This window comes from Pseudonocardia spirodelae (genome assembly GCF_037727765.1).
Classification (GTDB): Bacteria; Actinomycetota; Actinomycetes; order Mycobacteriales; family Pseudonocardiaceae; genus Pseudonocardia; species Pseudonocardia spirodelae.
The window spans coordinates 15208-32735 of the sequence record NZ_JBBJUP010000025.1 but is presented as its reverse complement, the minus strand read 5'-3'; the positions used below and the strand labels follow the sequence as shown (position 1 = coordinate 32735).

Here is a 17528-nt window from a genome sequence, read left to right as displayed (position 1 = left end):
CCCACACCACCTTCATGATCCGCACGACCCGTGGCCGGAACTCCTCCGGCCCGATGGCTCTCGACGAGGAGACGCGATGACGACCGAACTGAATCGAACCGGGGCGGCCGCCACACCCCGGACCGAGCGGACATGGATGCCCTGGGCGGTGACCTCGGCGGCTGCGGGCGCTCACGTGCTGGTGTTCCTGGACAAGGGACTGCTCGGCATCGTCGCGACACCCATCCGCACCGAACTCGGGATGTCCGCCACCACCTACGGTCTCATCAGCAGCGCGACCTATCTGCTGACGATGATCAGCTGTCTGGCCATCGCCCTGTCGGGTCGTAGGGTCTCCACGCGCGCGGTGCTGCTGGGGTGCGGGTTGCTCATCGCGCTCGGCCAGATTCCTGCGGCGCTCGCCGGGGGCGCGCTGATGCTCATCGCCAGCCGGGTCGTCGTCGGTGCCGCCGAGGGGCCGGCAGTGCCGCTGGCGCACAACGCCGCCTACTCGTGGTTCCCGGCCAGCCGCCGCGGCCTGCCCGCCGCACTCATCACCAGTGGTGCGTCGTTCTCGAAGATCGCGTTGCTGCCGGTCATCTCGCTGTCGGTCGTCGCGTTCGGATGGCGGGTCGGGTTCGTGGCGATCGGCGTCGTGGCGCTGCTGTGGCTGGTCGCCTGGTACCTGCTCGGTCGCCCCGGCCCCTACGCCGGCGCGCAGGGGCCCGCCCCGGCCCGGGATCGCGGATGGATGCGCGGTCTGCGCACCCCCACCATGCTCGCCTGCCTGTTCGCCACATTCGCCCAGGGAGCGCTCGCCGCTGTCGTGTTCACCTGGCTGCCCTCCTACTTCCAGAACGGTCTCGGCTTCTCCGCTGCCACCGCCGGCACCCTGTTCGCCCTGCCCAGTGTGGCCGGGCTGGGGGCGCTGTTCCTGATCGGCGGGCTCGGTGACCGGATCATGCGCCGTGGCGCCCCGGCCCGGGTCGGTCGAGGCCGTGTCGGCGGGATCTGTCTGCTGCTGTCCGGTCTGGTGCTCGCGGCGATCCCGCTCGTGGACGTACCGGCCGTCGCGGTCGCCGCAGTGATCCTGGGTTACGGGTTCTCGGTCACCGTGAACACCGTGACCTTCCCGGTGGTCTCGGAGCTGTTCGGCGCCGCCCATCGGGCCGGAGCGCTGGCCATGATCACCGCGTCGTCCGCCGCCGCGGGGGTGGCCAGCCCGCTGCTGGCCGGGCGGCTGATCGACACCGGTGCCGCACCGGGCAGCGGGTACACGATGTCCTTCCTGGTGTTCGGGCTGCTGCTCGCCCTCGGTGGGCTCGTCTTCGCCCTCGCCGTCGACCCGGCCCGGGACCGCGCGACCGACTGACCGTGCGGCTCCGCCGGGCAGCCCGTCCTCGGTGGGACGGCTGCCCGGCCCGTCGACCTGTCACCGGGGCCGCGTCGGCGCCGTCGTGGGGTCCGCGTGGGTCTCGCAGGTCTCCCGGAGCGTGCGGTCCGGTCCCTGCCCGTCAGCGTGACGCTGTCCGACCGCTGTCGCACGACCGGTCCCCGGGCAGATGGGTCGTGGACGGCCCGGACGCCTCGGGGAACAGCGCCCCCACGGGGGACGTGGACGTATGCACTCGCCGGTACCACTCGAGGGTGCTGCGCCCGTCGGCAGGCGCTCGGGAAGCGAGACCGCTCAGCACGAGGGCACCGGGGCCCTGGACCGCCCGGCCGGATGTGCTGTCCCGCCGGCTCCGCGACCGGCGAGCTGTGGTGCCCATGACCGTTGTCGACGGCGTGGCGGCGTGACATCGCGGAGCCCTCCGGGCGAGGTGAGGTCAGTCGTGTTGCAGGAAGAGCGTGGCGCCGCCGTCGGCGAAGTTGGCCAGGTCGCCGGCGGCCGCCTGCCCCTGCGGGGAGGCGAGCCCGGCCTGGACGGCATCGGCGGAGTCGAACGTCAGCTCCGCCACGAGGTGGTAGGGCGCCGGAGTGCCGTCGAGACCGGCGCAGTGCAGGACACGGATCGCCCGCACCCCGGGGACCGCAGCGGCGAGGGGCTGATGGACGGTCTCGTAGTACCGGTCGAACGCGGCCGGGTCCGAGGGGTGGCCGTAGGCCACGGTGAGCACGTGCACGACAGGTCTCCTTGGTGAACGGGGATCACAGGTCCAGGACGAGACGGGGACTCCTGCTGCGCGAGACGCAGACCATCAGACATGCCTGTTCTTCCCGCTCAGCGGTGGTGAGCACATGGTCGCGATGGTCGGCGCTCCCCTCGATGATCGGGGTCTCGCAGCTGCCGCAGATGCCGTCCTGGCAGTCGAACACGATGTCCGCCCCGGCCTCGATCGCCTTGGCCAGGATCGACTCACCGGGCTGCACCGTGAACGAGACGCCACTGTGGGCGAGCTGGACCTCGAACGGCTGCTGCTCGTCGACGTCGTCGATCGTCCCGGGTGCCGCGAACAGCTCGAACCGGACCGCGTCCGGGTCCGCCCATCCGGCGCACCGCTGCCGTACGGCATCGATCAGCCCGGCCGGTCCACAGCAGTACACGAGGGTCCCCGGTGCGGCACCGTCGAGCACACCTGCGAGGTCGGGGTGGCCGAGCTCGTCCTGGGGGACGAGCTGGACCCCGTCGGGCAGCTCGTCCCGGAACGCCATCGCCGACCGGGTCCGGCCGCCGTAGACCATCTGCCAGGACCCGCCCCGTCGCCGGACGGCGTCGAGCATCGGCAGGAGCGGGGTGACCCCGATGCCGCCGGCGACGAAGACGTGGTGCGGAGCGTCCACCAGGGTGAAGTTGTTGCGTGGTCCACGGATCCGCAGCCGGTCACCGACGGCGAGTCGCGTGTGCAGGAACTCCGACCCGCCGCGGCCGGTCGGTTCGCGCAGGACGCCGATCCGGTAGCGGCTGCGGTCGTCGACGTCACCGCAGAGCGAGTACTGGCGGACGAGGTCGCCGGGCAGCACGACATCGATGTGTGCTCCCGGCTCCCAGGCCGCGAGCTCGGCCCCGTCCGGGTCGGTCAGCTCGATCGACACGACGCCGTCGGCCTCGTGCCGCACACCGGCGACGAGGAGATCGCGCTCGGAGGATTCCATGTGAGACCTCTGTCAGTGGGCCGTGGGCCAGGAAGCGCGCAGCTCCTCCAGACCCCGGAAGAAGTAGCTCGCGATGTAGACGGGGTCCCAGCCCGGCTCCAGCACCAGCTGCGGGAGACGGGCGGTCAGCGTCTCGATCGCGATGCGGACCTCGGTCCTGGCCAGGGTCGCGCCCGGGCACTGATGGATGCCGTGACCGAAGGCCAGGTGGTCACGGACGTTGGGCCGCTCCGGGTCCAGGACGTCCGGTTCGGGGAAGGTGCGCCCGTCCCGGTTGCCGGAGCCGAAGAGGAGGAGCAGGGCGGTGCCCGCGGGCAGATCGACGCCCCCGAGGTCGGTGTCGCGGGTGGTGACGCGCATGAGTCCGCGGTGGGGGGCGTCCTTGCGGAGCGTCTCCTCCGTGAGGCGAGGGATGATCCGGGGGTTCTGCACCGCCTCGTCCCACCAGCGCCGGTTCTGCAGCATCGCCAGCAGCGTGCTGGTGATGGTGTCCCGCGTGGTGTCGTGGCCGGCGACACGCAGGCCACGGAACACGTACTGGATGTCGGAGTAGCTCATCGGCGGGAACGTGTCGCCGTCGCCGTGCACCATGTCCGAGATGAAGTCCTCGCGCCGGTGCGCACGGCGGTCCTCGATGAGCGCGGCGATGTAGCGCTCGTACTCCACCATGCGCCGGGCGGCCTCGACCTTCCCCTCGACGGGGGCGAGCGGGTTCCAGAGCAGGACCTGGTCGTTCGTCCAGTCCTGGACGAGATCGATGTCGGAATCCGGGATCCCGAACACCGCACTCACGACGGCCTGCACGAACGGGTCCGCGTAACGGGACAGCAGGTCGACGCGGCCGTCGGCGGCGAACGCGTCGATCAGCTCCTCGGCCTTGCGCTTCATCAGCGGCTGGACGGCGCGGATCCGCCGCCCGCCGAACGCGTGTTCCAGCGCGCGGCGCAGAGGGGCGTGCTCCGGTTCGTCGGTGTTGACGACCGTGGCGCCCTCGGGCGTGCAGCCCGCGTCCTCGAAGACCTTCACCACCTCGGGTGGGTTGTTCCAGATGGACGGGATCGCGTTGCGCGAGGAGAAGGTCGCCGGGTCGTCGACGACCGTTCGCAGGTCGTCGTAGCGGGTCACCAGCCACGCGCCGAGCGTCGCACTGAAGCGGACCGGCTCGTTGTCCCGGCAGTCCGCGTAGAACGGGTTCGGGTCGTCGCGATCGGGGCCCGTCATGGGGTTGAAGTCACGGGGGCAGGTCTGGCTGGTCATCGGTCTCCCTCGACTGTGTGGTGGGTGGCTGTCAGGCGGCGTCGGCAGGGGTGAACTTCTCGCGGTGGATCAGGCGGGGCGCCATCCGGCGACGCTTGAACGCCTTCACCCCGGCTTCGACCATCGCCGGCGGGCCGCACAGCCATCCGGACCAGCCGCGGGCCGAGGCCACGTCGTCGACGAAGAGGTCGGTGGGGAGACCTGTGCGGTGGAACGTCCCCCGTGGCGGGTCCTCGTGCGACAGCACCGGGACGAAGTTGAAGTTCGGATGGGCGCCCGACAGCCCGGCCATGAGGTCGAGGTCGTACAGGTCGGCTGCGCCCCGGACCCCGTGGTAGAGCAGGATCTCGCGGTCCGGTGTACGACCGAGCGCCGTCCTGACCAGGGCGATCAGCGGCGCCAGGCCGGTCCCGCCGCCGATGAGGACCATGGGCTCGCCGCCGTCGTCCTCCGAGTCGAGGAAGAAGTCACCCAGCGGCCCGGTGACCTGCACACGGTCGCCGACGGCGAGGTCGCTGAAGATCCACTGCTCGGTGGCCAGCCCGCTGGGCACGGAGCGGACGTGCAGTTCCAGGACCTTGTCCTCGTCGGCGGTGTTGGCCAGCGAGTACTGGCGCCGGGCCCCGGACGCCGGAGCGACGAGCTCCACGTACTGCCCGGCGTGGAAGGCGAGCGGCTCGGTGAGGCCGAGCCGCACCCGTCGTGTGTCGCGGGCGATGTCCTCGATCCCGACGACGGTCGCGTCCAGGTCGCGCAGGGGGTGGGTCGTGCGGCCCACGCGCCGGTCGCCGGGGCCGGACGGGGCGACGACGGCGTCCGAGCGCAGCCGGGCCTGGCAGGCCAGGGCCAGCCCGTCGGCGCGTTCCTGCTCGCCCAGGGTGTCGACGGGGGAGTCGCGGTGGTCGACCTCTCCGCTCAGCACCCGGACCTTGCAGGTCCCGCAGGTGCCCTGGTTGCACGAGTTCGGCATCCACACACCGGCGCGCAGGAACGCGTCGAGGATCGACTGGTCCGCTCCGCAGTCCACCGGCCGCCCGGCCACCGTGGCCGTGAACGCCACGCGCTCACACCTCCCACGTGGCGTGCAGCGTGGTCGGGCCGCGGAAACCCCACCCCCAGAACTCGACGTCGGAGGAGGTGTCGCGCTCGAGGTTCGGGATGGACTCGAACAGCTCCTCCAGCGCGATGCGCATGACGTGATTGGCGTAGTAGATCCCGGCGCAGGCGTGGTTCCCCGCGCCGAACGCCAGGTGCGGCATCGGCGGACGGTCCATGTCGAACCGGGTCGGCGCCTCGTACCGGCCGGTGTCGTGGTTGGCGGATCCGTAGGAGAGGATCACCGGGGTCCCCGCCGGGAGGTCCACCCCGGCGATCCGCACCGGACGGGTCGAGATGCGCGCGGTCGCCGACCAGATCGGTGAGGTCCAGCGCATCCCCTCGGAGATCGCCCGCGGGATCAGCGCGGGTTCGTCGACGACCCGCTCCAGCTGCTCCGGCTCGCCGAACAGGCCCACCAGCGTCGACGCCATGCCGTGCCCGGGCTCCTGCATCGCACCGAGCAGGTAGACGTAGATGGTGGGGTAGATGTAGGCGCGGTCACGGGTGCGGCCCGGCGGCATCCCGTCGTGCAGCCAGTGCGAGATCGCACTGTCGTCGGGGTGGGTGATCCATCGGTCGATGAGCGGATCGACCGCGGCCTGGATCTCGGCCTTGGCCTGGTCGCCCTCGACGAATCCCTCCGGATTGGCGAACCGGCCGTCCTCGGTCATCGCCGCGTTCGTGAACGACCGGCTCAGCTTCGCGAACCAGTCGCGCAGGACGTCGGACTCGACGTCCCGCAGCCCGAGCAGGTCGCCGAGGGACCGGACGCTCACCGGCTCGCAGTACTGGGAGACCAGCTCGGCGCGGCCGGCATTCTCGAACTGCTCCAGGTACCGGCGGGCGATGGGCCGGACCAGGTCGTCGACGTAGCGGTCCACCTCGACCGGCTGTAGCGCGGGCTCGACCATGCCGCGCAGGTCGGCGTGCACGTCGCCGTTGACCCCGATGATCGCCGGGTGGCCGAACGTACGGCCACCGGCAGGCGTGATGACGGCCTCGAAGTCCACGCTCGTGGCGATCTCGCGACAGATCTCCTCCGTGGACGCCACGTAGGACCCGAGGACCGGGACGAAAGCGAGGGGAGCCTCGGCCCGCAGCCGCTCGTAGGTCGCGTACGGGTTGCGCTCCAGGTCCGTCATCGTGACCTCTTTCAGCCACGACAGGTCCGGAGTCCTGGTCTCGTCCACCGTCGTCATCGAGGTGACCTCCTTCACTACGTCGTTCGGGACGTCGAGAAGGTAGGGACGGTCCGAGGCCGCTGACGACACCGATCGCGCGGATCCGACACCGAAGGCGCGACAAGTTCGAATGTGATCTGCGTCGGTTACCATCACGAGCATGGCGGCACGGCGAAGTGCGCCACCCCGGGACTGGGACCAGGTGTCGCGGAGCGTGGCGGAGGCGTACTTCCCGCACGAGCTCATACCGAGCACCGCCCGGAGCGAACCCCGGTTGACCTTGCAGACCCTCGACCTCGGGCCGGTGCTGATCGGGTACGTCGGCTGGGGCGCGGACATCGCGCTGAACTGCGACTGCCCCGGGGCCTACGAGGTCAACATCCCGCTGACCGGACACCTCGTCAGCCGCGGTCGTCACGGCTCGGTCACCTCGGTGCCAGGTCAGGCGACGGTGTTCCGGGCCGACAGCTCGTGCCGGATCACGCACTGGGACGCGACCTGCACGGTCCTGGGGGTCAAGTTCGACCGGGGCCGGCTCGACGTGGAGGCGGAACGTGTACTGGGTGCCGAACTCGCCCGGGCGGCCGTGAGCCTCCCGGACCAGCTCGATCTCGACCGGGGTGCGGGCCAGGACTGGCGGCAGCTGGTGAACAGTCTCGCGGCCCACCTCCGGCGGCCGACGCTGTTCAGCGGTTCCCCGGTGATCCGCGAGCAGCTCGCGGGGGCCGTGACCGCCGGCTTCCTGCTGAGCAGCTTCCCCGATCTCGGAACCGGCCCGGCGGCGCGGCCGCGGACGATCTCGCGGGTGATCGACGCGATCCGGGACGATCCGGCCCGTCCGTGGACGGTGGCGGACATGGCCAGCCTGGGCAGTACGACTGTACGACGGTTGCAGGAGGGCTTCCAGGAGTGGGTCGGTTCCACCCCGACCGAGTACCTGACGACGGTTCGTCTGCAGCGCGCGAAGGCAGACCTCGAGGAGCAGGCCGGACCCACGGTCAGCCAGGTCGCCGCCCGCTGGGGCTTCTCGAGTTCGAGCCGTTTTGCCGCCGCGTTCCGAAGTCGGTACCACCTGTCGCCGTCGGACTTCAGGAGGGGGCACGGCGCGGACTTCTGTTGAGCGAGTCCGCGGACGTGCTCTGGTTCGGCAACTGCGGCGCGGGAGGAGTCCCGTCGTGGGACGGACCGTCGTCACGCCGCGTTCCCGGCCGGCTCGTGGTCGGCGGCACGCGATCTGATCCGGATCGGGTCCAACGCTGTCTCCCGGCTCGGTGGTGTCGTCGTGGCCCGCATCGCTCCTTCCGGTCACTCGCGTGGGGATGCGCGCAGGATCGGGACGCTCACCGACTCGGTTTCCGAGACACGCGGCCCGGCGAGGTTCGCCGCTTCGCGGAGGCGGCCGACGAACCCGGCCCGGGGACTCCGGCGCAGTGCGCACAGCTCGCCCCGGCGCGCACCGGTCGTCATGGCGAGCCACAAGAACGCCCCCCACCATGCCTCGCCGAGGGCTGCGTTCAGGATCGTCGCGTCCTGCGCGCCTCGGTGCACCCGTGGGTGCCGTCGACGGCGTGCTGGACGGCTTGACGGCCGTCGCAGTGGTCTCGGCACCGGCGGAGGACCGCCTGGTGGCTGTCGAGCGTCTCGCCGTCGAGGAAGTCCTAGGTGGCGGTCCGTGAGCCGGATGACGGTCGCCGTGATGCGCGGGTTGCGCTGCTCGTCGACCTGGTCGACGGACCGGTTGCGGATCTTCTCGGCCTCCGCCCCGGTCTCGGGGCGGCCGGCGGGCACGGTCTCGACGAGGTCGTTCCGCTTGCCGCTCGGGGCGTCGATGCCGGCGTACACTCTGACCCGCAATGACCTGCTGGGGAAGGCGTGGATCCGGCGGCGTTGCCGCTGTCGTGCGCCACGAGGTCACGCCACGGGGTCACGCCACGGAGCGGGCGTAGCGACAACTCGCTTTACGGCTAGCTCCATGAGCGCCGGTCGGAGGATCGTCGTTGCGCCTCTGACCTGTGTGCCCCCGGCAGGATTCGAACCTGCGGCACCCGCTTTAGGAGAGCGGTGCTCTATCCCCTGAGCTACGAGGGCGTAGCGCGTGAAGGGTACCGGTGCCCGTCCGGCACGGCCCGCCCACCTGCACCGTCCCGGGACCGTCGCGCCGCCCCCGGCGGCTGGTGGTTTCATGAACTTTGCCCGTTTGCGTCCGACGGCAGCGACGCGGGTGTCGTTCTCAGGAGGGAGAGCCGGTGTTCAGCATCACCGTCCGTGACCACGTGATGATCGCGCACAGCCTGCGCGGTGAGGTGTTCGGACCGGCCCAGCAGCGGCACGGCGCGACCTTCCTCGTCGACGCGACGTTCCGCCGTCCCGAGCTCGACCCGGACGGCATCGTCGTCGACATCGCGCTGGCGACGTCGCAGCTGAGGGAGGTGCTCGCCGATCTCGACCACCGCGACCTCGACGACCACCCGGAGTTCGCCGGCGTCAACACGACCACCGAGTTCCTCGCCCGTACCGTCGCCGACCGGCTCGCCGACCGCATCCGCGCCGGGCGGCTCGGCGGCAACGCCGGGGGCCTGTCCGGGCTCGTGGTCACGCTGCACGAGTCGCACGTCGCGTGGGCGAGCTACGAGCGGGAGCTGTGACGTCTGCCGCCCCGGCCGCCCCGGCCCGGGCCACGGGCCGGGCGGTGCACCTCGTCCTCCCCGCGGGGAGCGGTGACCCGCGCTCGCCGAGCGGGGGCGACCACTACGACCGCCGGGTCCGCGACGCGCTCGACCGGACCGTCGTCGAGACCCCGGTCGCGGGCGCCTGGCCGGACCCGGACGGTGCCGACCGGGACCGGTTCGACGCGGCGCTCGCCCGCGTCCCCGCCGGCGCACCCGTGCTGCTCGACGGGCTCGTCGCCTGCGCCGCACCGGACGTCCTGGCCCGCCACGCCGGGCGGCTGCACCTCGTGGTCCTGGTGCACCTGCCGCTCGGTGACGAGCTCGGGCCCGGCCCCGGGCTCGCCGCGGACCGGACGGCCCGCGAACGGGCCGCGCTGCACCACGCGGCCACGGTCGTCACCACCAGCGTCTGGACCGCGCGCCGGGTCGTCGCGGTGCACGGGCTGCCCGCGTACCGGGTGCACGTCGCCCGCCCGGGCGCCGACCCCGCCGCGGTGACGACACCCGTCCCCGCCGGGACGCGGCTGCTCGCCGTCGGCGCGCTCACCCCCACCAAGGGTCACGACCTGCTCGTCGACGCGCTCGCCGCCGTCGCCGACCTCGGCTGGACGCTGCACCTGACCGGCCCCGCCGACCGCGACCCCGGCCACGCCGCCCTGGTGCGCGCCCGGGTCGGCCGGCACGGGCTCGGCGACCGCGTCACGCTCACCGGGCCGCTGACCGGCCCGGACCTCGACGCCGCCTACGCGGCCGCCGACCTGCTCGTCCTGCCCTCGCGCGCCGAGACCTACGGCATGGTCGCCACCGAGGCGCTGGCCCGCGCCGTCCCCGTCCTGGCCCACGACGTCGGCGGGGTCGCCGAGGCGGTCGACGGCGGCGGGCTGCTCGTCGCGCCCGGCGGGCTCGCCGCCGCGTTGCGCGCCTGGCTCACCGACCCCGCCCTGCGCGCGGACCTGCGTGCCGCGGCCCGCGCCCGCCGCGCCCGGCTCGACGGCTGGACCGTCACCGCCCGCACGCTCGCGGCGGTGCTCCCGTGAGCGCCGCGCCGGTCCAGGGCCCGGCCGGGAACCCGCTCTGCCCGCCCGAGTGGCTGGCCCTGCGCGAACCCGCCGACGCCGCCGCCCGCTCGGCCGCGCTGGCCGATGCCGTCGCCGCCGTGCTATCGCCCGGCCCGCTGCTCGTGCGCGACCTCGGCTGCGGCACCGGCTCGATGGGGCGCTGGCTGGCCCCCCGCCTGCCGCACGACCAGCACTGGGTGCTGCACGACCGCGACCCGGTCGTGCTGTCCCGCGCGGTCGCGGCGCTCCCGCCCGGGGTCACCGCAGAGGCCGGGCCGGGCGACCTCACCGGGCTCGGGCCCGCGGACCTGGCCGGGACGTCGCTGGTCACCGCGTCGGCGCTGCTGGACCTGCTCACCGCGCAGGAGACGGACGCGCTCGCCGCGAGCTGTGCCGCCGCGCGGGCGCCCGCGCTGCTCACGCTGTCGGTCTCCGGGCGCGTCCGGTTCCATCCGGCCGAGCCGCTCGACGCCGGCCTCGCCGCCGCCTTCGACGCCCACCAGCGCCGCGAGGCGGGCGGCCGCCGGATGCTCGGCCCCGACGCGCCCGCCGTCGCGGCCGCCACGTTCGCCCGTCACGGCGCGACGGTCCGCACCGCGGACACGCCGTGGCGGCTCGGGCCGGACCGGCCCGCGCTGCTGCGCGAGTGGCTGGCCGGGTGGCTCGACGCCGCCTGCGTCCAGGACCCGGCGCTGGCCGTGCACGTCCCCGGCTACCTGCAGCGGCGCGAGGCCGCGCTCGCGGCCGGGACGCTGCGGGTCGAGGTCGGCCACGTCGACCTGCTCGCCGTGCCGGGGGAGCGGTCGTGACCACGCACCGGCCCGCAGCGCCCGGCGGGGCGCCCCGGCAGGGGCGGACCGGGGCGGTGCTGCGGCTGCTCGGCGGCGCGGTGCTGCTCGTCGTGCTGGTCGTGCAGGTCGGCGTCGGTCCGGTGCTGGAACGGCTGCGCGGGATCGGGCCGGGCGCCGTCGTCGCGGCCCTCGTGCTCGGCGCGCTCGCGACGGTCCTGTCCGCGTGGCGCTGGCGGATGGTCGCCCGCGGGATCGGGCTGCGGCTGCCGCCGTCGCGGGCGGTCGCCGACTGCTACTCCGCGACCTTCCTGAACTCGCTGCTGCCCGCGGGTGTGCTCGGTGACGTGCACCGCGCGGTCAGCCACGGCCGCAGCGAGGGCGACCTCGGGGCCGGGGTGCGCGCCGTGGTGATCGAGCGCGCCGCGGGGACGCTGGTCGCGCTCGGCGCGGCCGTCGTCGTGCTCGGGCTGCAGCCGGACCTGCTGCGGGCGGTGGCCGGGCCGCTGCCCGGCGGCACCGTGGCCGTCGTCGTCGCCGGGGCCGTCCTGCTCGGGGCCGCGTCGTGGCTGCTCCGCGCCCGCCTGCGACGCCTGTGGGCCGACGCCGCGGTGGTGCTGCGCCCGCGCACCGCCGCCGGGGTGCTCGCCACCTCGGTCGGCGCGCTCGCCTGCCACGTGACGCTGTTCGTCGTCGCCGCCCGGGCGGCGGGGGCCGGCGCCCCGACCGCCGTCCTCGTGCCGCTGCTGCTGGTCGCGCTGCTGGCCATGACGATCCCGCTCACCGTCGGCGGCTGGGGCCCGCGCGAGGCCGCGGCGGCCGGCGCGTTCGCCGCGGTCGGGCTGCCGGCCGCGGAGGGGCTCGCGACCGCCGTCGCCTACGGGGTGCTGGCGCTGGTCGGCGTCGCCCCCGGCGCGCTGGTCGTGCTGCGCCGCCGCGGCTCAGCCGGTGCGGGTCGCGAGCGCCCGCAGGTGCCCGCCGAACGACCCGGCGAGGGAGTCGAGCACGTCCCGGCCCTTCGCGGCGGTGGCGAGCGACGGCCGCCCCACGACGCCGGTGGCCGTGTAGGCGCCCAGCCCGGTGGTGAGCAGGTGGGGCCGCTCGTCGGCGTCGTGGTCGGCGCCGGCGGACGACGGCCGGACGAGCTCGGGGCAGGTGTGCAGCAGGATCGAGGTCTCCAGCTCACCGGCGTGCATGTCGGCGGAGCCCGAGGTGACCAGCCCGCCGGCGCGCCGGGCGGCGGTCCAGTCCTCGGGGCCGGGGAACAGCGCCATCGGGAGGGGGCCGACCGACGCCTCCTGGACGACGTTGCGCAGGACGTAGTTGCCGCCGTGCGCGTTGACCAGCACCAGCGCGGTGGTCCCGGCGGCCCGCAGCGAGGCGGCGACGTCACCGACGACGGCCGCCAGCGTCGTCGCGGAGATGCTGACCGTGCCGGCCCAGGCCGCGTGCTCGTGCGAGCACGAGAAGGTCAGGGGCGGCAGGACGCGCACGGTGTGGGCCTGCGCGACCCGGTCGGCGACGGCGCACGCCACCAGGGTGTCGGTGGTCAGGGGCAGGTGCGGCCCGTGCTGCTCGAGGCTCCCGACGGGGAGCAGGGCCACCGCGGCGGCCCGGCCGGCCACGTCCTCGGTGGTGTCGGCGGGGAGGGGATTCACGCAGGCGAGGCTCCCACGAGCCCATCCGATCATGGAGGAACGACGGTGCACGACGCGCAGCACGACGGCACGGCTGAGTTCGCCGAGTCCGAGCTGACCACCCGCGACGGACGGTTCCGCGCGATCGCCTTCCGCGAGCACGACGGCGGCGCCGAACACCTCGCGCTGGTGTACGGCGACCCCACCGAGGCCGACGCGCCGCTGGTGCGGATGCACTCCGAGTGCCTGACCGGCGACGTGTTCGGCGCGCGGCGCTGCGAGTGCGGCGCGCAGCTGTCGCTCGCGGTGCAGGCGGTCGTCCACGCCGGGCGCGGGGTGATCGTGTACCTGCGCGGGCACGAGGGACGTGGCATCGGCCTGATCGCGAAGATCCGCACGCACGTGCTGCAGGACGAGCACGGCCTGGACACGGTCGACTCCGCCGTCGCGCTCGGGCTGCCGGTCGACACCCGCGACTTCGGGGCGGCCGCGCTCGTGCTGCGCCACCTCGGGATCGGCCGCGTGCGGCTGCTGTCCAACAGCCCGGCGAAGGTGGAGGCGCTCACCGCGCACGGCATCGACGTCGCCGAGCTCGTGCCGGTGCTGGAGCCGGTCGACGAGCACAACGTCCGCTACCTGACCGCCAAGCGCGACCGGCTCGGGCACGTGCTCCCGCAGCTCGACGCGACCGGCAACTGAGCCGCGGGGTCAGTCGTGCGACACCCGCAGGCACAGCGACGGCGAGCCGCCGGCTGCCATCGCCGCCAGCGCGGCGGGCAGCGCGTCGAGGACGACCTCGCGTTCGACCAGGGCGTCGAAGCGGGGGTCGGCCAGCAGCCGCAGCGCACGCGCCATCCGCTCGCCGTACCCGCGGTGCGCGCGGCGCGGCGACACGGTCCCGACCTGGCTGGCGCGCACCGCGAGCCGGCGGCTGTGGAACGGCCCGCCCAGCGGCAGCGACACCGGGCGGCTGCCGTACCAGCTCAGCTCGACGACCTCGCCCTCCGGGGCGAGCAGCTCCAGCGACCGGGCGAGCCCGGCCGCGGTGGCGCTGGCGTGCACGACGACGTCGCAGTCGCCGGTCGCCTCCGCCGGGGAGGCGAACCCGACGCCGAGCGCGGCGGCGAGCGCGGCCCGGGACGGGTCGGTGTCGACGAGCTGCACCCGCGCCCCGGGGATCCCGGCCAGGACCGCGGCGACCGACGCCCCGACCATCCCCGCCCCGACGACGGCGATCCGGTCACCGACCAGCGGCGCCGCGTCCCACACCGCGTTGACGGCGGTCTCCACGGTGCCCGCCAGCACCGCGCGGTCCGCCGGGACGTCGTCGGGGACCACGGTCACCGCCGCGGCCGGCACCACGAACCGGGTCTGGTGCGGGTACAGGCAGAACACGGTGCGCCCGACGAGCCCCGCGGGGCCGCGCTCGACCTCGCCGACGGCCAGGTAGCCGTACTTGACCGGGCCGGGGAACACGCCCTCCTGGAACGGTGCGCGCATCCGCTCGTGCTCGGAGGCGGGGACCTCCCCGCGGAACACCAGCGTCTCGGTGCCCCGGCTGACCGCGCTGTACCGGGTCCGGACCAGCACCTCGTCCGGGCCGGGCTCGCCGACCTCGACGTCGCGGATCTCGCCGTGTCCCGGCGCGGTCACCCAGAACGCCCGTGCCCGCATCCGTCACCCCTCCCGTCCGGCGGCCCCGACCCTAACCGGGCGAACCGGACGTCCGCCGGGGGTGCGCGGTGAGCCGGCCGCACGTCGTCGCGTCGGTGGCGATGTCGCTCGACGGCTACATCGACGACGCCGGCCCGGCGACCCTGGTGCTGTCCGACGCCGACGACCTCGACCGGGTCGACGCCGTGCGCGCCGGGGTCGACGCCATCCTCGTCGGTGCGGGCACCGTGCGCGCCGACGACCCGCGGCTGCTCGTGCGGTGCCCGCGCCGGCGGGCCGAGCGCGCGGCGGCCGGGCGTCCGCCGTCGCCGTTGCGGGTCGTGCTCACCACCGGTGCGTCGCTGGACCCGGCGGCGCGGGTGTTCGCCGGGGGACCTCCGCCGCTGGTGTTCACCGCGGCCCCGGCCGCGGCCGCGCTGCGCGCCCGCCTCGGTGACGCCGCCGAGGTCGTCGCGGCCGGGGACCCGCCGGACCCGGCGGAGGTGCTCGACGCGCTCGCCGACCGCGGGGTGCGCAGCCTGCTGGTCGAGGGCGGCGGCGTGGTGCACACCGCGTTCCTCGCCGCCGGGCTGGTGGACGAGCTGCACGTCGTGGTCGCACCGTTCCTCGTCGGGGACGCCCGCGCGCCCCGCTTCGTCGGCGACGGCCCGTTCCCGCAGTCCCCGCACCGGCCGATGACGCTGGTCGAGGCCCGCGCGACGGGCGACCTCGTGCTGCTGCGCTACCGGCCCGGCTGAGGCCCGGAGTACGCGGCGAGGAACCGGTCGCGGAACTCGGCCATCCGCCACGGCGTGGCGCCGGGCGGCGGCCGGAGCCCCGGGGTCCAGCCCCAGCCGTCGGTCGCGGCGAGCACCGCCGGGTCGCGGCTGATCACCGAGACCGGCACGTCGGCGCCCGCGCCGGGCCCGGACACCGTCGCGCCCGGCTCGTGGTCGCCGAGCAGGACGACGACGAGGTCCCGGCCGGTGCGCGGGCGGTCGGCGAGCCAGCCGGTGGCGCTGCGCAGCGAGTACTCCAGCGAGGTCAGGTAGTCCTCGCGCAGGGTCGCCCGGCCGAGGGAGAAGATCGACTCGTAGGGCCGCCCGCCGCGGGCGTACGGCGCGTAGACCGAGCCGTCGCCGAGCTCGGCCGGGTCGAGCAGCGGCGGCACCGGCGACCACGGCGCGTGGCTGGAGGTCAGGGTGACCATGGCGAACAGCGGGCCGCGTCCGGGGCGGTCGAGCTCGAGGCGCGAGAAGGCGGCCAGCGCGAACTGGTCCGGCACCGGCGACCAGCTGAACGGCGGGCCCGCGTAGCCGAGGTCGTCGCTCGCGTACACCCGCTGGTGGCCGAAGAATGCCGCCTCCGGCCACTCCCGGGTCGTCCCCGGGGTCACGACGGCGGTCTCCCACCCGGCGTCGCGGAACAGCCGCGGCAGCGTCGCCCGGCCGGAGGCGGTCAGCCGGTCGTGCGTGGCCTGGTCGGCGACGGTCACCCCGGAGAACAGGGTCGCGTGGGCCAGCCAGCTCCCGCCGCCGCTGACCGGCGCGGTGAGCACGCCGCTGCGGACGCCGAACCCGGCGCGGGCGAGCCGGTCGTCGGCCCGGGCGAGCACCGGGGTGATCCGCGGGGCCGTCTCCGGGGCCAGCTGGGCCGTGCGGCCGTAGCTCTCGACGAAGGCGACCACGACGTCCTTGCCGCGCAGCGCGCTCAGCAGCCGGTCGGACACCTCGACGTCGTCGTGGGCGAGCTGCGCGGCGAGCGCGCGGCGCTCGCCGAGCGTCCGTGGGATCTGCTGCGCCCGGTACGTGGTCTCGGCGACCCCGTCGGCCGCAGCGACCGGCACCCCCGCCACCAGCGACGCCCCCGCGACCGGCCCGGTGACCAGCCATGCCGCGCCCAGCAGCACGGCCCCGCCGAGGACGGCCCGCCGGTGCCGGGACGCGATCGTGCCCAGGCGCACCGCCGCCGCGGCGGTCGCGACGACCAGCCCGACCGCGGCGACGACGGCGAGCACCGCGGTCGCCGTCCCGGCGCCCGCCCCGGCGGTGCCGCGCACGAACTCCACGGCGTTGCCCAGCAGCGCCCAGTCCGACACCGCGTCGAACCGGCGGCCCTGCACCGTCCGGAACCCCAGGTCGGCGGCCTTGAGCAGCCCGAGGGCCGCGAGCAGCACCCCCAGCCCGGCCGCGACGACGGCGCGCGCCCGCCCGGGCAGCACGGCCAGCAGCGCCGCGCCGAGGACGGCCTCGACCGGCAGCCGCAGCAGCGCCGCCGGGGCGAGCGCGACCGGGTCCGACGGCAGCACCAGCACGACCGCGACCAGCACCAGGCAGACGGCGGTGAGCAGCGCGCCGCACGCCCGTCGCCGGTCGAACGGGTGCCGCTCCGAGGCCCGCCACAGCTGCGCCACCGACACCCCGAACGACCACACCAGCGCGGCCAGCGCCACCGCCACCGCGGCCAGGGCCGCCCCGGCGGGCAGCACCCCGGCCGCGGTCACGACCAGGACGACGCCCTGCAGCGCGGCGACGACCTTCGCCGAGTACCGCGGCGGCAGCGGGCCGCGCAGCCACGGCGCCACCCGCCCCGCGGCGACGAAGGCGTAGCGCAGCAGCCCCAGCGCGGTGACCCACCAGTGCCCGGTGGTCGCGGCGACGTGCGCCGACAGCACCATCAGCAGGAACGCGTCGGTCTCCATGTCGAACCGCGCGCCCGGCGCGGTCACGGTGCCGGTGCGGCGGGCGACCGGCCCGTCCGCCCCGTCCAGGGCCAGCGCGACGGCGGCGAGCGCGACCAGCGCGACCGTCCCGGGGCCGTCCAGGCCGACCAGCGCGACGGCGGCGACCGCGAGCGCACCGCGGCCGAGCGTCACCAGCCCGGCCGGGCCCAGCGTCCGCTCCCCGCCCCGCCGGGTCGCCCGCACGAGCAGGGCGGCGGCGACGGCGCCGGTCACGGCCGCGCCGGTCAGCCGCAGCGCCCCCGCCGGGGTCGTCGCGGCGAGCACGGCGAGCACGGCCGCGAGCAGCACCGCGCCCGCCGCGACCTGCGCGGTGACGGGGGCGGTGGTGGGCGCACCGCGGGACGGACGGGACATCGCAGCTCCAGAATG

16 protein-coding genes, 1 tRNA gene and 1 pseudogene are annotated in these 17528 nt (G+C 75.0%); 9 read left to right on the top strand and 9 right to left on the bottom strand.

The window, feature by feature from the left end:
• The first annotated feature begins 76 nt into the window (after window positions 1-76).
• Window positions 77-1351, top strand: a complete 1275-nt coding sequence (locus WJX68_RS23550; RefSeq protein ID WP_340294827.1) for an MFS transporter — start codon at window positions 77-79, stop codon at window positions 1349-1351.
• A 457-nt stretch (window positions 1352-1808) separates the two neighbouring features.
• Here the strand turns inward: WJX68_RS23550 and WJX68_RS23545 are convergent, their stop codons facing one another.
• The 5 genes from WJX68_RS23545 to WJX68_RS23525 are packed head-to-tail and all read right to left on the bottom strand — an operon-like array spanning window position 1809 to window position 6629.
• The gene (locus tag WJX68_RS23545) at window positions 1809-2105 is read right to left on the bottom strand and encodes an EthD family reductase (protein ID WP_340294825.1); all 297 of its coding nucleotides are present in this window, start codon (window positions 2103-2105) and stop codon (window positions 1809-1811) included.
• Window positions 2106-2130: 25 nt separating this feature from the next.
• Window positions 2131-3075 (bottom strand): PDR/VanB family oxidoreductase, encoded by a 945-nt coding sequence (locus tag WJX68_RS23540; RefSeq protein WP_340294823.1) that lies wholly within the window; start codon window positions 3073-3075, stop codon window positions 2131-2133.
• Window positions 3076-3087: 12 nt separating this feature from the next.
• Window positions 3088-4332, bottom strand: coding sequence for a cytochrome P450 (locus tag WJX68_RS23535; protein ID WP_340294821.1), 1245 nt, complete (start codon window positions 4330-4332; stop codon window positions 3088-3090).
• Window positions 4333-4363: 31 nt separating this feature from the next.
• Entirely contained in the window at window positions 4364-5392 is a 1029-nt protein-coding gene (locus WJX68_RS23530; RefSeq protein WP_340294818.1) for a 2Fe-2S iron-sulfur cluster-binding protein, read from the bottom strand.
• Between the two features lie 4 nt (window positions 5393-5396).
• Window positions 5397-6629, bottom strand: a complete 1233-nt coding sequence (locus tag WJX68_RS23525; protein WP_340294816.1) for a cytochrome P450 — start codon at window positions 6627-6629, stop codon at window positions 5397-5399.
• A 196-nt stretch (window positions 6630-6825) separates the two neighbouring features.
• Here WJX68_RS23525 and WJX68_RS23520 point away from each other — a divergent pair, with 196 nt between their 5' ends.
• Together WJX68_RS23520 and WJX68_RS23515 are read left to right on the top strand one after the other, a co-directional pair.
• Window positions 6826-7731 carry an AraC family transcriptional regulator gene (locus WJX68_RS23520; protein WP_340294814.1) on the top strand — a complete coding sequence of 302 codons (906 nt, stop codon included), beginning with the start codon at window positions 6826-6828 and terminating at the stop codon, window positions 7729-7731.
• A 542-nt stretch (window positions 7732-8273) separates the two neighbouring features.
• The gene (locus WJX68_RS23515) at window positions 8274-8468 is read left to right on the top strand and encodes a hypothetical protein (RefSeq protein WP_340294812.1); all 195 of its coding nucleotides are present in this window, start codon (window positions 8274-8276) and stop codon (window positions 8466-8468) included.
• Window positions 8469-8626: 158 nt separating this feature from the next.
• On the opposite strand, the gene WJX68_RS23510 is transcribed toward WJX68_RS23515, so the two are convergent.
• Window positions 8627-8699 (bottom strand) — tRNA-Arg (locus WJX68_RS23510).
• A gap of 158 nt (window positions 8700-8857) precedes the next feature.
• On the opposite strand from WJX68_RS23510, the gene WJX68_RS23505 reads away from it, so the two are divergent.
• From WJX68_RS23505 to WJX68_RS23490, 4 genes and pseudogenes are all read left to right on the top strand, one after another.
• On the top strand, window positions 8858-9256 hold the full coding sequence (locus tag WJX68_RS23505; protein WP_340294809.1) for a 6-pyruvoyl trahydropterin synthase family protein: 399 nt from the start codon (window positions 8858-8860) through the stop codon (window positions 9254-9256).
• A 44-nt stretch (window positions 9257-9300) separates the two neighbouring features.
• The gene (locus WJX68_RS23500) at window positions 9301-10317 is read left to right on the top strand and encodes a glycosyltransferase family 4 protein (RefSeq protein ID WP_340294807.1); all 1017 of its coding nucleotides are present in this window, start codon (window positions 9301-9303) and stop codon (window positions 10315-10317) included.
• Complete coding sequence (locus WJX68_RS23495; protein WP_340294805.1) at window positions 10314-11147, top strand: class I SAM-dependent methyltransferase; 834 nt, start codon at window positions 10314-10316, stop codon at window positions 11145-11147. The genes WJX68_RS23500 and WJX68_RS23495 overlap by 4 nt, the downstream gene beginning before the upstream one ends.
• Window positions 11144-12025 (top strand): annotated as a pseudogene (locus tag WJX68_RS23490) (lysylphosphatidylglycerol synthase transmembrane domain-containing protein); the annotation flags it as partial. The gene WJX68_RS23495 and the pseudogene WJX68_RS23490, both read left to right, overlap by 4 nt.
• A gap of 42 nt (window positions 12026-12067) precedes the next feature.
• Here the strand turns inward: WJX68_RS23490 and WJX68_RS23485 are convergent.
• Window positions 12068-12817: a creatininase family protein gene (locus tag WJX68_RS23485; protein WP_340294935.1), complete on the bottom strand. Its 750-nt coding sequence runs from the start codon at window positions 12815-12817 to the stop codon at window positions 12068-12070.
• Window positions 12818-12829: 12 nt separating this feature from the next.
• Between WJX68_RS23485 and WJX68_RS23480 the strand changes: the two genes are divergently transcribed.
• A complete protein-coding gene (locus WJX68_RS23480; protein WP_340294933.1) occupies window positions 12830-13462 on the top strand; it encodes a GTP cyclohydrolase II in 633 nt (210 codons plus the stop codon).
• Between the two features lie 9 nt (window positions 13463-13471).
• On the opposite strand, the gene WJX68_RS23475 is transcribed toward WJX68_RS23480, so the two are convergent.
• Window positions 13472-14437, bottom strand: a complete 966-nt coding sequence (locus WJX68_RS23475; RefSeq protein WP_340294802.1) for a zinc-dependent alcohol dehydrogenase — start codon at window positions 14435-14437, stop codon at window positions 13472-13474.
• A gap of 68 nt (window positions 14438-14505) precedes the next feature.
• Between WJX68_RS23475 and WJX68_RS23470 the strand changes: the two genes are divergently transcribed.
• Window positions 14506-15174: a RibD family protein gene (locus WJX68_RS23470; RefSeq protein WP_340294800.1), complete on the top strand. Its 669-nt coding sequence runs from the start codon at window positions 14506-14508 to the stop codon at window positions 15172-15174.
• Here the strand turns inward: WJX68_RS23470 and WJX68_RS23465 are convergent.
• A complete protein-coding gene (locus WJX68_RS23465; RefSeq protein ID WP_340294798.1) occupies window positions 15159-17513 on the bottom strand; it encodes a CDP-alcohol phosphatidyltransferase family protein in 2355 nt (784 codons plus the stop codon). The genes WJX68_RS23470 and WJX68_RS23465 overlap by 16 nt on opposite strands.
• Between the last annotated feature and the right edge of the window lie 15 nt (window positions 17514-17528).

What these genes read in the sequence shown, in the direction of transcription:
- WJX68_RS23550 (WP_340294827.1), top strand. Translation starts at nt 77, where the DNA reads ATGACGACCGAACTGAATCGAACCGGGGCGGCCGCCACACCCCGGACC.
- WJX68_RS23540 (WP_340294823.1), bottom strand. Translation starts at nt 3,075, where the DNA reads ATGGAATCCTCCGAGCGCGATCTCCTCGTCGCCGGTGTGCGGCACGAG.
- WJX68_RS23535 (WP_340294821.1), bottom strand. Translation starts at nt 4,332, where the DNA reads ATGACCAGCCAGACCTGCCCCCGTGACTTCAACCCCATGACGGGCCCC.
- WJX68_RS23525 (WP_340294816.1), bottom strand. Translation starts at nt 6,629, where the DNA reads ATGACGACGGTGGACGAGACCAGGACTCCGGACCTGTCGTGGCTGAAA.
- WJX68_RS23485 (WP_340294935.1), bottom strand. Translation starts at nt 12,817, where the DNA reads ATGATCGGATGGGCTCGTGGGAGCCTCGCCTGCGTGAATCCCCTCCCC.
- WJX68_RS23475 (WP_340294802.1), bottom strand. Translation starts at nt 14,437, where the DNA reads ATGCGGGCACGGGCGTTCTGGGTGACCGCGCCGGGACACGGCGAGATC.
- WJX68_RS23465 (WP_340294798.1), bottom strand. Translation starts at nt 17,513, where the DNA reads ATGTCCCGTCCGTCCCGCGGTGCGCCCACCACCGCCCCCGTCACCGCG.